Source organism: Leptospiraceae bacterium (genome assembly GCA_015075105.1).
Taxonomy (GTDB): Bacteria; Spirochaetota; Leptospiria; order Leptospirales; family Leptospiraceae; genus JABWCC01.
This window is the reverse complement of sequence record JABTUZ010000002.1, coordinates 306,117-321,407: the sequence shown is the minus strand read 5'-3', so window position 1 is coordinate 321,407 and position 15,291 is coordinate 306,117. Positions and strand designations below refer to the sequence as shown.

Sequence of the window (15,291 nt, the reverse complement as noted above, 5' to 3'; positions counted from 1 at the left end):
TCACCTTTTGCCTTTTCGATCCGCTATTTTATATTCGACTGTATATTGCAATGGATCGACTTTTCTACCGTTGACTTTAATCTCAGTATGTACATGATTTGTGATATCTTTTCCATATTTCGATGTTCCATCTGGATTCTTGAATTCTCGGATGTCTTTTGCTACTCCAATAGCCTGACCTCGCGTCACTTCAGTTCCGTTCTTGCCTCCCTGAATATTAGAGAATGGTTGCAAATATAGTATTTTCGCCGTAGCTTTACCGTCCGAGCTACGTATGTAAATGGCATTTGAGTCAGATTTCGCTATTTCAGTTACTTTCCCTGAAAATGGTGCTACAGCAATTTCTTTAGGCTTCGCGATTGTATCTATTGACTGATGACCATCTGGTCGTTTTTTTCCACGAGAACATTCAAATTTTCCACACCCAAAATCGCCATCATTTCCTCTAACTGTCTCTGTCGGAAGCATTATTTCTTCCCCGTTAATTGTCTCCGGATTTGAGTTTTTTACTGTTCGATTATTCGTTGTACCAGGATTTGGTCGAACACCGTCTATCATTTCGTTAAAGAAAATATCAATCTTTTGTAATACTTTAGACACAGTGCGAGGACTTTTATCAATTGCCGTATCCATAATTTTCTCCCCCGGATAATTATGCACCCAGACACCGACCTCGCCCACAAAATAGTTGTGGTTGTCCTCGACTTCGATGTTGTAAACCTTCGTCGGTGAAACCTTGTATTGCCGGATATTTTTAATCGGGTGTTCGGATTTATTTTTTAGTGCCACGATGTCCCCAACCCGAAGGTCTTTCACCTCTGTCCATTTTTGAATTTTCAGTCCGGTGGAATCTCTTTCAATCCACTCACCATTTTTCACGCTTGAGTGCTCGCTAAATGGTGAGGGACTAACGCCCAAAACGGATGATTCCATGTTGTTGAAATTATCATTCCTCCGACTTCCACGTCAAACAATAATTCTACTTCATTCTCAAAAAGTTTTTTCGCTTTTTTTCTTTTTCTGTAAAAAGAAAAAAATGCTCGCAAAGAAAACTTGTCCCTCACTTGGGCGGGTGGGCAGGTGAGGGACAAGTTTTCACTTGTGATCGAAAAATTTCCTCTAATGCGTTAGGCGATGCTGTGATTCGTGCAGAGTTCCCTAATTTGGCAATCTACCTGTCCAGCACTTGGGCGGTTGAGAAGGTGCTGTGGTTTGCCAAATCATGGAGAAATTTTCCATTCTTAGACCATTGCATTTTCATTTTTTTTAAACGATCTTTCCTAAAAATTCAATTTTCTTGTTTCCGTAAGCCTACTGTTTCACGAAACTTCTCTCACTTTCGTAAAACAATCAGTCTTTATTGGCTAAAATCTTGTTTTTGAGAGGTACAGTTTTTGAAAAAGTCCTTATGTTCCCATAATCAGAATTTATTTTTTCTTGGCTCAGCAGAAAATAATATCTTTAAAGCATCCATTTCAAAAAACTCAGAGTAACTTTTTTTGTTAAGAGTAATTATTATACTAATTACTTCATTGTCATTCCCTTCAAAAACGATTTTATGGAATTTTCTCCCATCCATTACATCTATGCTAGTAAAATAAAAATATTTTTTCCCATTAAATAATAAACTATTATACTTTAAATTTACTTTTGGACTTGTAAATAGAATTTCTTCAGGTGGGTTTTTCTGAATGTAGGATTCAATGTTAGAATTCAACCGTTCTACTTGGATGAAATAGTCATCATTAAACAATTTATATTCCTTTGTTTTTTCATCTTTTTCATTAATGCTATCTGCCTCAATGAAATTAAATTTACTTTCAGGTGGAACACGTAATTTTAAGACATGCATATTATAATAGCCCCAACTTTCTGGAATAAGTGATGTGTTTTCTGAATTCGTCCAGCCGATCAAAGTGACACCTTTCTTGATACCTACAACTTTTTCACTCCTTTCGCTAATCGTAACCTCCTCAAGAAATTTCAATCTGGTATTTTGATTTTCTTTTTGGCATTGTCGATCGTGAAAAAGTTTTGAACTTTTATTAAGTATTATGACCTGTCCTTGTTTTTGATTCGGCACCGAGCACAAAGTAAAAATTAATAAAATAAAAATAGCTTTCATAGATTTTACCTTTACCATGGTCGACTCGGGTCTCTTCTGTCCGGACTGGGTCTTGTTCTTGTTTTGTCAAAGTGTTCGGTCCACGGTTTTCCTGAAGTTCCCGCAATAACTTCATAGTGTATATGCGGTCCGTCGGATCGACCTGTTGACCCTGAAATTGCGATCTGCTGCCCTGTCTTTACGTTTGCTCCGGGTTTTACTATATTTTTTGTATTATGTGCATAAACAGTGTACATATTATTCGGATGTTCCAACACTATCCAATTACCGTAAGTATCGCTTTTACCAGAATGGATAACTTTTCCATCTTTGGTAGCCAAAACCGGTAACGATCTCCCTCCAGTTTTAATATCTAATCCGTCGTGGTTAGGTCGATTAGATGGTCTAAAACTAGAACTGATGCAATCACTATTACAATTTTCTAAAGGTAGTAAGCCCCCATTTGGGTGTATCGCATTTTCACCTTGTTTTTTAATCACTTCCTTTTCACCTTTAAACAAGCCTGTCACCGAATTCCAGATACTTTTTCCGAGATCTTTGGCTAACTGCCCAACAGTTACAGAATAGCCTTCATTCCCAAGTTTAATTTCCCCTGCACCATACGATGCACTCTGGTTATGCACCAGCACCCCATCTTCCTCGACAAAATAGGTGTGATTTCCTTCCACCTCGAAATTGTAAACGGTCTCCTCGCGTGCGTTAGTCGAAATCGCAACAACGCTCACAGGTTTTGGACTCGCTGTCTTCAGCATATCTCCGACTTTCAGATCTTTCGCCTGAATCCACTTCCCAACAAAACCAGCTTCAACCCTGAACGGATGATTCCACGTTGTCTCAACCGTTCGACCGCTGGAAAATGTAAGCTTGTAGATCAAATCTGCCTTTCTTACAAACAAGTTCATAACAGGCTTGAAACTCATCGTTCCGGTTTTTTCATCCCAGGACAGAACCCGATCTTGCAATTGTATATCCATGATTTTCTTGAAATACTTCCCGTTCAATTCTATCACGCCTGCGGTTTTTTCTTCAACAACAATTTTTGTGTTTTTTGTAAAGCAAGTCCTCTGGTGGTAGTTGCCCTGTGCGTCGATGAACCCATCCTTATCAGACGTCACGCCTATCGCACCCACAAGATCGTCCTTCATGTCGTTCAGGGTTTTTGACAAGAAGCCTTCGTCTTCATCTCGGGAAGTGTTTTGTCCTTCGTCAATAACGCCTCTCGATTGCTCGTTGAGTCCGACATCGTGAAGTTTGGTTGCTTTTTCTTCGGGCGACATGTTCGAAATCTCTTCGTCGGTGTAACCACCTTTTTGTTTTAAAAACGCATTCTTCTTCTCGTCCATTGCCCTCTGACGGTTTGCCTCAGCGATTGAGTCTGTCTTGGACATGAGATCGTCCATACTCGTGATTAGATTTTCACCAGCTGTGATCTGGTTGCCGCTATTGCCTGTCAGACTCGAAGACATTGTCCCCTTCGAAGTGTTGTAGGAAAACTTTCCGGTTCCAATTGTCGCTCCGATTACAGTGTCTCCATGTTGTGACGCCACGATGTTCAATGCTCCGGCAGTGATGTTTACCCCGAAACCATCGTTCTTGCTGTAGGTTAGTTTCTGTTTGCCACCAGCAACGTAGCCACTAACGCGTTCAGAGGACAGAACGCGTTTTTTACGCTTCGCTAAAAAAACACTGCCCGATGACAGAAGACTGAAGGTTTAGTTGTCGGTGGGGCGAATTCCAGCACCATCCCTCACCACTTTTTCTCGAAAGGATTGCAGAACAATTCAGTGATTTGAAATCGTATCACGATTTCACTTAATCTATTTTGTTATGCTCAAGCGAATACAAAAACTGGTGAGGGATTCAACTCCTCGCCCTTCGGTCTGTCCCTCACTTGGGCGGAAAGGGCAGGTGAGGGAATCCTTTTCGCGTGTATGCGGAAGATTTACTTACGGTGCGTTAGGCGATGCTGTGATTCGTGTAGAGTAATCTAATTTGGCAATCTACCTGTCCAGCACTTGGGCGGGAAGGGATAGTGCTGGGCAAATTCCTCATAGATAGTTTTTTCTAATCTTGCAAATACATCTTTGGGTAAAACACCGATTTTCTCCTCCAAACAAATGAGCGAATCTGCAATCAGGGCTTTTAGCAGTGAGTGCGATTGGATTTTGTAAGTGGCCATATGTGGACGTTAGTCATGGTGATTTTCATGGACTCAAAACTTCTCCAAAATATCCTTACTCATTTCCGGGAAATCTTTTTGATATCTTATGGCAAATTTTTTTATTCCCTCTTTTGAAAAAATATCAGGTTTATAGATAGATTTTATTTTCCATTTACCTTTGCTTTTGGTTATCCATAAATTTTGAGGAGAACTAATCTGAATTTTTTCAATAGTTCTTTTATCAATACCCCAACTTAAATGAAATACGACACTTACTTTGTATTCTTTTCTTTCGGTATCAAATTCAATTCTTTTAATAGAGTAACTATCATAAACATAAGCTTCAAATATTTCTCCAGGAAAGAAAAAATCAAAATCTGGAGAAAAGAATTTATCAAGTTTTTTTCGATTTTCTTGGAAGTCATCATTTGTGCTTTCAAGAATATAATTATTTACTAGAAGATGAATTGAATTTTCATCTTCCTTTGTAAGTTTCCCATTTAACCAGTCTTTGTTTTCACAATTGATCAAAGTTAAAATTACTAATGAAATTAAAGTTATTTTTTTTCCCATATTATTTTACCCTTATTGCATATGTTCTTATATTTGAATATTGAGGATTTGCTTTTCTCCAATTTGGGTCATCCAAATAATTATTCGAATATCTAGGTCCATGCCCAAAATCAGAATGCAATATTGCTTTATCTCCATTTTTTTCATTAAAAAATGCGGTATGACCACCTGGGGCAGTGTTCCCTTTTTTATCAGTATAATCATATCGCCAAACAAATTGGTCTCCTTTTTTCATTGAATTTAAATCAATTTGTTTATAATCTTTGGAACTCAATAGACTTTCAGTCGTATTATATGGAATTGGAGACTTCCCTTCTGTCTTTCTGCTTTCATTGGTAACATAGTTTGTAAAATGACTGCAATCCATACCTTCACCTCCTGGACGAGGGTCATTTTTTCCCCATCCGTATTTAATTTCTTTCCCTGTCAAAGAAGCTCCAGCATCAATTACACTTTTCGCTCCCCATGAAGGAATTAAATCCATTGCAGAATTAAAAACAGATTTTCCAATGCTGACTGCTTTGTCCCAAAGATTCTCCGACCCAGAAAGACTATTTTGATACTCTCCTTGACGCTTTGAATATCCTTCTTTCAATGCTAGTTTTTTTTCTCGTGCTAAATCAGCTTTTAATTTTGTTCTCTCGGCTTCGCTTAAATTGGGGTCTTTTAAAGATTTTTCTAGCTCTGCTCTTGCGCTGGCCTTCGGGTCTTTTGAGTAGTAGGCTCCAAGAACTTTATTTAAATTGTTCCCATAGCTATCATTATGCACCAAGACCCCATCTTCTCCAACAAAGTAGGTGTGATTACCCTCAACCTCAAAGTTGTAAACAGTCTCCTCGCGTGCGTTAGTTGCAATCGCAGAGATGAACAGGGGATTTGAGTTCGCTGTTTTCAGTTCGTCGCCAACTTTCAAATCCTTTGTCTCTATGAATCCACGATCTTTGATGTAGAACGGGTGATTCCAAGTAGTCTCAACAGTCTTTCCGCTTGAGAAACTGAGTTTGTAAATCAGGTCGGTTTTGCGAATAAACAGATTTGTAATCGTTCTGTATTCGAGCTTTCCGGTTTCAGGATTCCAACTGAGAGCTTTCTCTCCGAGTTTTAGAGTCTCGATTGTCTTTTCTCCTTCAAGCGTTGTAATCATAGTCCCCTTTGTAAAACAAGTCCTCTGGTGGTAGTTGCCCGCCTCGTCGATATATCCTGTTTGGTTGCCACCACGGTAGGCTCCCGTCGCAAGATTTCCGATGTCGGACAGACTGCCGAGTAGTTCAGCGCCAAAGCTTTCTCTCGAAGTGCCATCTGCTTCATCTGTATAGACTCCGTGATTTTTCGCAAGGTCTTTTTTGATTCAGCTATTTCTTCTTTCTTTCTTTTTCTGTAAAAAGAAAGAAATGAAGCAAAGAAAGAAAAACCCGCTTACTGCATCTTCAGTAAAATCGGGCAGAATCGCTCCTTTTAGCTTTTCAGTTTAGCGGAAATTCGGTGGCGCATGACGTATTTTCATTGACCATGAAGCATTCTTATTACCTTTAAAGTTTTTTTATCTATCAAAACAATAGGTCCGCCACCTATCATATCATCTGGTAGCATATATATTACTCGCCAATGATTCCCTTTATCTTCTAATATTAAGCGATATTTAGGATCATTAGCCTCCTCTGGAGATTTAATTTTAACAAATTCTTGAGCGATGAAAAACAGTTTTTTTTCTAAATCAATGCCCATATCATTTTCCTCCTTTTTTTCTGAACTATTGCAAAATATAGTTAATGATAAAATTATAACAATTAACGTGTAAAATAATTTTATACTTTTCAATATTATTGTAATGAATTTTATTACATTTTTCATTGATATGATATCCTTATGTCAATAATCACTTTATTCTGCTCCAAAATAATACATCCCATTGTGGGATTTAATTATTCCTCGGATTTTATTTTTTTCTGAAAATTTTTTATCATTATAACTTTCCCAAGGTTCATATCCTTTACCCTCAGACATTTTATTGGGATGCGTATGAAACCAAGCAATTACACTTTTCCCATTCACTTGCGGCTTGGTCCCTGGCGTCATTTCATCTTTTTTAGCTCCTTCCCGTGGAAAATCAATTTTAGAAAGAAATCCCGCTTTATTATCTTCAAGTATCCAAAATCCATGCTCAGATTTTTCTCCTTTTAGGGAATGGTCTTGTTTTCCATCAGGGTTCGAATCTTCCCAAGCTTTTTCAATATCTTTTTCTAAATGTTTCGCAATTGTCTCCAATTCGGGCAAGTCTTTCCGCATTGGCTGATTTTCTGCCATTTCAAGTCCTTCCTTCAATGGTAAATCCGGGAGACCCGTTTCATTGGATTTTTCACTTGTTTGCTGCCTGATTTTTTCTTCTTCATTACTCACTACAATGCTTGCACCTTCAATCACATTTTCGCCGTGTTCATCATTGGCTTCTTTTTGTTTGCGCTCCTGCTCTGCCTGCGCTTTTTCCTTCACTACTTCACGATTTCTTTCCGCCATCGCATCGAGGCTCGACTCCATGCTACTGAGGTTGGATGCAATATCCAGATTCTGTCCCGTGTTTACGCTAGTAGAACCAGTGGCTCCAGTCCTGTCAATCCTGACATTTCCACTAACGCTTCCATTATCGACTTCACTAAACTTTCCTTTTTCATAAACCGGACTCGTGGACGTTAGTGTCATTCCAAGGCTGGCTGAAAATCCTGTCTTCGTATTGTAACTTACTTCAGCATTCGCATTGCCTCTGAATCCCTCGGTCAGTGCAGTGGACATCTGCTTGCTGACGCTTACCGTTAGCCCGCTTTTCTGTGTGAAGGTTGCGCTTGCGTTTGCATAGCTTGTCTTTGCAGTGACCGCTACTCCGAACCCTTCCGATTTGGAGTAGGACAATTTCCCGCTAGCGCTATCCGAGCTTACTTTTGCATAAGCCTCGACTCCGGATTTCTCACTGTACCCGATACCAACTGTTTTCGTTCCATCTGAATTCGTAAGTCCTGCAACGACTCCGAATCCGTCGCTTTGCGAATAGCTCATTCCAGCTTTGTAATTTCCGTATTGCGCGCTTGCCTCAAGTCCAAGTCCACCGTTCCGGCTGTAGCTGGCTTTGACTCCGACTTTTGTCTCACCAATGCCAAACGACGCACGGTTCAGAGGACAGAACGCGTTTTTTACGCTTCGCTAAAAAAACACTGCCCGATGACGGAGGACAGAGGGGCGAATCCCTCACCAGTTTTTATCCTACGTAAATGTCTCTCTTTTCAGAAAAGTTAAAATCGCGTTTCGCGATTTTATTTAAGCAGATTAGTTTTACTTTTTCAAAATACAAAAACTGGTGAGGTATTCAACTCCTCGCCCTTCGACCTGTCCCTCACTTGGGCGGAAAGGGCAGGTGAGGGATCCTTTTCGCTTGTAAACGAAAGATTTACATACGGTGCGTTAGGCGATGCTGTGATTTTCCAAATTAGGAAAAAATTTTGTTTCCTAATTCCTTGTTTTCGCTGTTTTTTGCTATCTTCGAATTCTATTTTCGCAAAAATCCAAACTCTTTCCGTTCCAAAATCCGATTTTTTCGGGACAACTTTTCTATCTTCTCGCAAAGCCCTGTCTTTTTCAGGCTAAAATCTTCTTTTTGCGAGGGGCGCGAAGCATCAAATCCAAAAATTACGGAAAATACTCATTTGGCTCATAAAGAAATCCGCCAAATACTTATCCTTTCAATCCGTTCTGGAAACGAATTTCAACCCATGGTGCTCGTTCATCATCAATGGTCTCGACATTGCCCATGTCTTTTGTAATTTCGACTTCTTCACCTTTTTTCAAAGTTCCGATTATCTTTGCTGATTTATTTGGCTTTTCCCGGATACGTAAACTATTTGTGGCAGAAATATATTTTCCAGGACCTAAAAATGGACGAAATCGACCACATCCCATTTTGCATTTTCGTTTGTGATCAATTGTTTCAATCAATTTTCCGGATTCATCAAATTTGTATTCAATTCCGCAATTGTTATTTTCGTCAACTTCATGCTCATAAATATCTAAATCACTACAGGATATGTTTTTTAGCTTTCCGTTTGGATAATAACTAAAGGTTTTTCCAACAGTTAATAAACCTTCATGAGTTTGGTTTGTAGCTTGTGTCCAAATTTTGCCAAAAAATCTTTGACTAAATTCTTCTAAATTTCCATTTTCATAAAAAATTTTTGTAAGTTGCCACTTATCAATCTGCAAACCAGTCGCTCTAATTTTGCCAGAGCTAAACCAAAGTGTTTCCTGCTTTTTTCCATTTTTAATAACTTCTAATCTCCAGAATCCTTCCTCTTCTCCTTCCAAAGGAAACCATACCGCCTCTTTAGGAACGGCGGCAGGTCTTGCAAATAAATTTTGTTGAAATGAGTAAAAAAGAATTATTAGGAATAAAATAATTGTAATGAAATTTTTCATATTAAGGCAACCTTCCTGAACTAAAGTGTCCATGATTTTGATGCTGTTGGCCTAATTCCAAAAGCGTTTTCTTATTTTTATTCAATCCAAGCTGAAATGCTGAAGTTACCGGGTTCAAAGCGGGATTCGCTTGGCTGGTATTTCCGAAATTGCTTCCTTGCATTGTCTTAGTTCAGCAAAAAACGGAATTTCTGATGTATCAAAATAAGCTAAGCCATTTTCCTGCTTACTGTCTAAAAAACCATATTCATATTTAATGAATACTCCCTTCGCTTCTGTTTTCCTGCAAGTAGTTTTCGTTTTCGTTCAGCTAAAATAAAATCTTCGTTCACGAGAGTTACAGAGATATTGTCCTTTATCGCAATTCATGATTTCGGATTCTTTATCTGTCCAGTTTATTTTTTGATTTTTGCGATGCACGACCCTTCATTTTCTGAACAAATTTAAAATAAAATTGAAAACTTTCTCATTTTTTGACCAACATTTTTCTTTGTAAATTTGTATTTCCTCATCTGTAACTTGCATAGCTGATCTTGTAATGCGAACACCGATACTCCTTTGAGCCCAGTATCTTTTTGCATCATCTACGGCGCCAGGATAAATACCGTCTGAGTTTTTAAGTGGGCCGGAGTTGAACTTACCGGGTCTCCATGTGGCGCCTTTATCATCAGTTAACTCATGGTTAATAAAATAATTCTGAACAATTCCTTTATTTAGAAATATAAATAAACTGAAAGATTCCAGAGGATCGGAACCCGTAACGATTGTATTGTCATGCTTGTATTCAATGTATTTTCTTTTTATGGAAGTTAACTCCCAGATTTCATCCACTTCAAATTTTTCTTTATAGATAGTTTTCACAAATGGTTTTTTATTTGTCCATTTACGACTAGGACCTCTGCTGTCTAGCTTGTATAATTCATCCCTTTTGGTTTTTCTTTTTATTGGAAGTAATTTGGGATTAAAAATAAAATCATCGTATTTGTAATCAATGATATCATTCTTGAAAAATTCTTCCATTCCGCAAATTGGGTCTTTTGGTTCTTCCTTGCAGTTAAAACAAGCTATCAGAATAAAAGAAATGATTACTGTAAACTTTAGCGACATACGCCACCCGCAGTAGTCTCTCGTCTTGAAGACTGACATCTAATATCCTGAAGGTAATTTGTATATCCATGTCCGTTTCCCTGCCCTTGTCTGTAAATATTTCTATCTGAATTTTGGGTTGTATTAACATTTGGAGCATGTCTAACAGGATCCCAACTGTTATAAATTACCCTAACCCTCGCGCGCTCCCCAGTGTTCGGAACATGGCTCTGAGCTCCTCCAATATAAATCATATTTGTGTTAGCCATGGATCGACGATTATCTAATGCATTTTGAGCGGCATTAGCGCAAATTGCGCCTCCCTGACTATGGCAAATATACGTGTTAGAATTTCCATTATTCATCAAACTTGTCAAAGTTCCAATCGCTGGTCTTTGAGTTATATTATTCGGATTGGATTGCATTGCTCTTGAATCACTTGTGTCTGTTATAAATCCTCTGGTTGGATTGTAAACCATATATGTCGTCCTGTTTGTTCCCTGAGTAGTTGCGCTCAGACTTTGCAAAGAATCCAATCCATCGTTATCCTGTCCCAAAACCATTACCTGTGAGCCGTTGGCAACATTATTTTGTCCAACAACTGCCATTCTCCCGCTATTATTCATTTGCACCAACCCTCCATCCTGCAACGTTGTGTTATTGATTGTCAAGTTAATCGGTCGCACTTGAGATGTTCCTTCCATCGGCTTATCAACCTCCATATTATTAGCTACAATTTCATTTCCGTTTTCGTCAACAAGAGTTACGCTGTAGCTTCCACTCGCATCCTGCGCTACGGTTAAATCTCCATTGTTTGAGTTGTAGGTTCTTCCCATAAACGTTGTTGAGACATTTTGCAATACCCCGCTGTTATAAGTAAAATTATACGCATCATTATGAACCAGAATTTGATTTTCTGTCACAAAATAAGTATTGTCTTTTTCAACCATAAAATTGTAAACTCTTTCGTTTCGGTCTTCTTTTGTTACATTTTTAATTTCGCCCATTTCCCCGAAGGCTGTATGCGATAAAAACCCGGGCTGTAAATCTTTCGCCTCAACCCAGCCTTTATCTTTTACATAGAATCTGTGACTCCATGTTGTCTCAACTGTCGTTCCATTTTTGTATTGAATCGTATAAATTTGATCCGCTTTTCTGATAAAAGTCTGTTGCACTTTATTGTAGCTTATTACACCGGATTTTTCGTTCCAGCTTAATACATAATCTCCTTCTTTAATTTCCTCAATCTTCTTAAACCACTTTCCGCTTTTCTCAACCGCGCCTAACGTTTCTGGATGAACAGAAACTAACGTCCCCTTTGTAAAACACGTCCTCTGGTGATAGTTGCCCGCCTCGTCGATATATCCTGTTTGGTTGCCACCACGGTAGGCTCCCGTCGCAAGATTTCCGATGTCGGACAGACTGCCGAGTAGTTCTGCGCCAAAGCTTTCTCTCGAAGTGCCATCTGCTTTTTCGCTTTTTTTCTTTTTCTGTAAAAAGAAAAAAATGCTTGCAAAAAAAGAAAAACCCGCTTACTGCATCCTCAGGTAAATCGAGCAGAACCGCTCCCTTAGGCTTTTCAGTAGCAGTAAAATTCGGCTTCGCCTAACTTCCCATGATACGTTAGGCGATATCGTGATTCACGAGAAGGCTCCCTGAATTTGGAAAACTGTCTGCCCAGCCTCACAGCGTCAAGAGAGCCGTTAGGCGATTTAGTGGGGCTGTGGTTTTCCAAATTAGAAAAAAATTTTGATTACTAACCCCTTTGTTTTCGCTGTTTCTTGCCATCTTCGAATTCTATTTTCGCAAAAATCCAAACTCTTTCCATTCCAAAATCCGATTTTTTCGGGACAATTTTTCCATCTTCTCGCAAAACCCTGTCTTTTTCAGGGTTAAATCTTATTTTTGCAGGGTGCGAAAGTGTAAATCCTCTTGACATTTTTATTGTAATAATGAAAATAAGAATATGAAAATTTTACTTGAAGTAAAGGACGAAAAAGCTCTCCCGCTCATAAATTTCTTGAGAGAATTATCTTTTGTGAAAACCGAAACTATTACTGAATCAAAAGCCGAATTCTTATGTACTCTCAAAGAAGCTGTAACCCAAGTAAATCTAGCTAAATCAGGTAAAATAAAAGCCAGACCTGCAAAAAAATTGCTAAATGAACTTTAAAGTTTTCACTATACCTAATTTTGATAAAGAATTCAAACGTTTAGCTAAAAAATACCACTCATTAAAAAAAGAATACGGAAATCTAATTTCTTCTCTGGAAAAAAATCCGACTCAAGGAACAAAATTAGGAAATGAATGCTACAAAATTCGATTTTCCATTTCTTCAAAAGGAAAAGGTAAATCGGGCGGCGCAAGAATCATCACCCATGTTCATGTCAGTGAAAATTCAGTTTATCTTCTTTCCATCTATGACAAATCTGAAATTCCAAATATTTCTGATTTGGAAATATCTCAACTTCTTCAAGATATTTAAACGTTAACAATAACAACTGACTTTATTGACTCAAATCTTTTTTTTGCGAGGGATAACCTCACTTTTGATTGAGCTGACTAAAATCTCCACCAGAATTCTCTTTGTGTTTTACAAAAATTGAACCCTTTTTGATTAACTCCCCTTGAAGATAGTCATTCCCTGATTCATTGTCTATAATTTTATTAGAATTCGAGTCAATTATTATAATCTTATTTTTTGTTTGTATTTTAAGAATAATATCAGGTTTTTTGTCTCTCTGTAAAAATATCTTGCAAATATTTTTTTTACAAATTATTTTTCTATCTTCAAACAATGTATTATCTGTAGCATTGATGAAAAGTATTCGTGCTTTTTTTTGATTTCCTTGAAATTTGAATCCGCATTCTTTATCCACATGGTCACTGGAATTTATTTGCAAATACCATTCACCCGCAAACAGAACTTTCCATTGCTCTACTTCTGGGTTGCCATATATGCTACTTTTTAAGATTAGAAAAGACACGATAAATAAGGCTTTCATTAGTATGTAATTTTGCATTTCACCTGTACCATCCATATGTTAATGGATTTTGCTTCTTACCATCCTGCCTAACTTCGTAATGCAAATGGTAACCTCCATTTTTTCCTATTGATTTCCCTGAATTACCACTCAATGCAATAACATCACCGGCTTTTATTTTTTGACCAGGGCTTACTAGTAATTTCGAATTATGCGCATACAATGTTGAAATACCATTGGAATGCTTCACTTCAATAAAAGCTCCATATGCTTTCGTTCCTACCGCTTGCTTATCATTTTTCGTACTACCTTCGGCCCTCACAACCTCACCATCTTCAACTACGCGTACTTCAGTTCCTTTTGGAATTGCATAGTCAAGCCCTCCGTGTTGAGCAACTTTTTTAGTAACCGGATCAACTCTTTGTCCAGATTTAGATGTTATTTTTGAATTCTTATACGGCACTTTAGCTCCATTCTTTAAATCGATTTCTGAATTGTCGCCCATAATATTTTTTACTATATTCTTTCCTAAATTCACCAAGGTTTCCCCAAGACCCATGCTGTTCGTGCCAGTAAGTGGATAATTATGCACCAACATCTCTCCCTTTGTCACGAAATAAGTATGGTCGTTTTCGACTTCGATATTGTACACCTTGTCGGCTCTGTGAATTTGTTCAATCTTTGCGATTCCAAGCGTGCCTTTGATTTCTTCTGCCCACGATATATTTTCATTGGATGAATTAATCGATGCGAATACAAGGTTTGGCTTCCTTTGTGAATTTTTCACACTGGACATTGTAACCGACCTGTCCTTTTCATACAAGTCTTTTACTTCAATCCAACCACGTCCCCGAATGTAAAACGGGTGATTCCATGTAGTCTCCACAACTGTCCCATTTTCATACGTTAGGCGGTAGAGTAGCTTCACATCATGAATAAAAGTCTCTGTGACTCTGTGCGAAGAAATTTCGCCAGTCTTTTCATTCAGAGACATCACCTCATCGCCGACTTTAATCTTCTCTATTTCAACAAAACCAGTTTTCGTCCAAACTAACGTCCCCGCCACAAAACAAGTCCTCTGATGATATTCGCCTTTCTCGTCGATATATCCTGTTTGGTTGCCACCACGGTAGGCTCCCGTCGCAAGATTTCCGATGTCGCTTAAGCTTCCCAATAATTCAGACGCAAAACTGTCTCTTGATTCACCTCTTGCGCCGGAGTCTAAGTCTTCACCAGCTTCTTCACGTTTTTTGATTTGAGCTTTGATTTCTTCGTCAGACAAGCCTGCAAATTCAGAGTGCAAATCCTTTTGTTTCTGCAAGTAAGCGTTCATCGCCATTCTCGAATTGAAGTCCCTGTTTTCCTGTGCCATCGCATCGAGGCTCGACTCCATGCTACTGAGGTTGGATGCAATATCCAGATTCTGTCCCGTGTTTACGCTAGTAGAACCAGTGGCTCCAGTCCTGTCAATCCGGACATTTCCACTAACGCTTCCGTTATCGACTTCACCAAACTTTCCTTTTTCATAGACCGGACTCGTGGACGTTAGTGTTTTTTCGCTTTTTTTCTTTTTCTGTAAAAAGAAAAAAATGCTCGCAAAAAAAGAAAAACCCGCTTACTGCATCCTCAGGTAAATCGAGCAGAACCGCTCCCTTAGGCTTTTCAGTAGCAGTAAAATTCGGCTTCGCCTAACTTCCTCTTTGTCGTGCGTTAGGTGGCGCAGCAAATCAATCTCTTTCCCAAAGATTCCGCACGCAGTCTGCGGAATCTTTTAGTATCCCATGATACCCTCAAACCTCACTTCCAGCCAATAATTTATTGGTTCTTTTTCAATTCTCGCATCACTAAATAAACCAAATTGTTTTCCGCATCTCCTGAATTCGGGCGACTGCCTGTCCAGCCT

General features: G+C 38.6%; 14 protein-coding genes. 2 read left to right on the top strand and 12 right to left on the bottom strand.

Annotated features, from left to right (window positions below; translation table 11 throughout):
• The 10 genes from HS129_11460 to HS129_11415 form a co-directional block, all read right to left on the bottom strand.
• Window positions 1–933 carry a peptidoglycan DD-metalloendopeptidase family protein gene (locus HS129_11460; GenBank protein MBE7412656.1) on the bottom strand — a complete coding sequence of 311 codons (933 nt, stop codon included), beginning with the start codon at window positions 931–933 and terminating at the stop codon, window positions 1–3.
• A gap of 487 nt (window positions 934–1,420) precedes the next feature.
• Window positions 1,421–1,987, bottom strand: a complete 567-nt coding sequence (locus HS129_11455; GenBank protein ID MBE7412655.1) for a hypothetical protein — start codon at window positions 1,985–1,987, stop codon at window positions 1,421–1,423.
• A 149-nt stretch (window positions 1,988–2,136) separates the two neighbouring features.
• A complete protein-coding gene (locus HS129_11450; protein ID MBE7412654.1) occupies window positions 2,137–2,835 on the bottom strand; it encodes a peptidoglycan DD-metalloendopeptidase family protein in 699 nt (232 codons plus the stop codon).
• A 1,502-nt stretch (window positions 2,836–4,337) separates the two neighbouring features.
• A complete protein-coding gene (locus tag HS129_11445; GenBank protein ID MBE7412653.1) occupies window positions 4,338–4,859 on the bottom strand; it encodes a hypothetical protein in 522 nt (173 codons plus the stop codon).
• Between the two features lies 1 nt (window position 4,860).
• Window positions 4,861–6,003, bottom strand: coding sequence for a hypothetical protein (locus HS129_11440; GenBank protein MBE7412652.1), 1,143 nt, complete (start codon window positions 6,001–6,003; stop codon window positions 4,861–4,863).
• Window positions 6,004–6,359: 356 nt separating this feature from the next.
• Window positions 6,360–6,710, bottom strand: coding sequence for a hypothetical protein (locus tag HS129_11435; protein MBE7412651.1), 351 nt, complete (start codon window positions 6,708–6,710; stop codon window positions 6,360–6,362).
• A 30-nt stretch (window positions 6,711–6,740) separates the two neighbouring features.
• On the bottom strand, window positions 6,741–7,907 hold the full coding sequence (locus tag HS129_11430) for a hypothetical protein (GenBank protein ID MBE7412650.1): 1,167 nt from the start codon (window positions 7,905–7,907) through the stop codon (window positions 6,741–6,743).
• A 672-nt stretch (window positions 7,908–8,579) separates the two neighbouring features.
• Window positions 8,580–9,206: an SH3 domain-containing protein gene (locus HS129_11425; protein MBE7412649.1), complete on the bottom strand. Its 627-nt coding sequence runs from the start codon at window positions 9,204–9,206 to the stop codon at window positions 8,580–8,582.
• Between the two features lie 537 nt (window positions 9,207–9,743).
• On the bottom strand, window positions 9,744–10,424 hold the full coding sequence (locus HS129_11420; protein MBE7412648.1) for a hypothetical protein: 681 nt from the start codon (window positions 10,422–10,424) through the stop codon (window positions 9,744–9,746).
• Window positions 10,415–11,911 (bottom strand): hypothetical protein, encoded by a 1,497-nt coding sequence (locus tag HS129_11415; GenBank protein ID MBE7412647.1) that lies wholly within the window; start codon window positions 11,909–11,911, stop codon window positions 10,415–10,417. Before HS129_11415 ends, HS129_11420 begins: the two co-directional genes overlap by 10 nt.
• 458 nt (window positions 11,912–12,369) lie before the next feature.
• On the opposite strand from HS129_11415, the gene HS129_11410 reads away from it, so the two are divergent.
• Both HS129_11410 and HS129_11405 read left to right on the top strand, forming a co-directional pair.
• Window positions 12,370–12,576, top strand: a complete 207-nt coding sequence (locus tag HS129_11410; GenBank protein MBE7412646.1) for a hypothetical protein — start codon at window positions 12,370–12,372, stop codon at window positions 12,574–12,576.
• A complete protein-coding gene (locus tag HS129_11405; protein MBE7412645.1) occupies window positions 12,566–12,889 on the top strand; it encodes a type II toxin-antitoxin system RelE/ParE family toxin in 324 nt (107 codons plus the stop codon). The genes HS129_11410 and HS129_11405 overlap by 11 nt, the downstream gene beginning before the upstream one ends.
• A gap of 58 nt (window positions 12,890–12,947) precedes the next feature.
• Here HS129_11405 and HS129_11400 read toward each other — a convergent pair whose 3' ends face one another.
• Complete coding sequence (locus HS129_11400) at window positions 12,948–13,427, bottom strand: hypothetical protein (protein MBE7412644.1); 480 nt, start codon at window positions 13,425–13,427, stop codon at window positions 12,948–12,950.
• Between the two features lies 1 nt (window position 13,428).
• Window positions 13,429–14,781, bottom strand: a complete 1,353-nt coding sequence (locus HS129_11395) for a peptidoglycan DD-metalloendopeptidase family protein (GenBank protein ID MBE7412643.1) — start codon at window positions 14,779–14,781, stop codon at window positions 13,429–13,431.
• Window positions 14,782–15,291: the final 510 nt, after the last annotated feature.

Bases quoted from the DNA above. Each gene is read 5' to 3' on its own strand.
- HS129_11460 (MBE7412656.1), bottom strand. From the start codon at position 933: ATGGAATCATCCGTTTTGGGCGTTAGTCCCTCACCATTTAGCGAGCAC.
- HS129_11445 (MBE7412653.1), bottom strand. From the start codon at position 4,859: ATGGGAAAAAAAATAACTTTAATTTCATTAGTAATTTTAACTTTGATC.
- HS129_11440 (MBE7412652.1), bottom strand. From the start codon at position 6,003: ATGATTACAACGCTTGAAGGAGAAAAGACAATCGAGACTCTAAAACTC.
- HS129_11435 (MBE7412651.1), bottom strand. From the start codon at position 6,710: ATGAAAAATGTAATAAAATTCATTACAATAATATTGAAAAGTATAAAA.
- HS129_11430 (MBE7412650.1), bottom strand. From the start codon at position 7,907: ATGAGCTATTCGCAAAGCGACGGATTCGGAGTCGTTGCAGGACTTACG.
- HS129_11420 (MBE7412648.1), bottom strand. From the start codon at position 10,424: ATGTCGCTAAAGTTTACAGTAATCATTTCTTTTATTCTGATAGCTTGT.
- HS129_11410 (MBE7412646.1), top strand. From the start codon at position 12,370: ATGAAAATTTTACTTGAAGTAAAGGACGAAAAAGCTCTCCCGCTCATA.
- HS129_11405 (MBE7412645.1), top strand. From the start codon at position 12,566: ATGAACTTTAAAGTTTTCACTATACCTAATTTTGATAAAGAATTCAAA.
- HS129_11400 (MBE7412644.1), bottom strand. From the start codon at position 13,427: ATGCAAAATTACATACTAATGAAAGCCTTATTTATCGTGTCTTTTCTA.
- HS129_11395 (MBE7412643.1), bottom strand. From the start codon at position 14,781: ATGGAGTCGAGCCTCGATGCGATGGCACAGGAAAACAGGGACTTCAAT.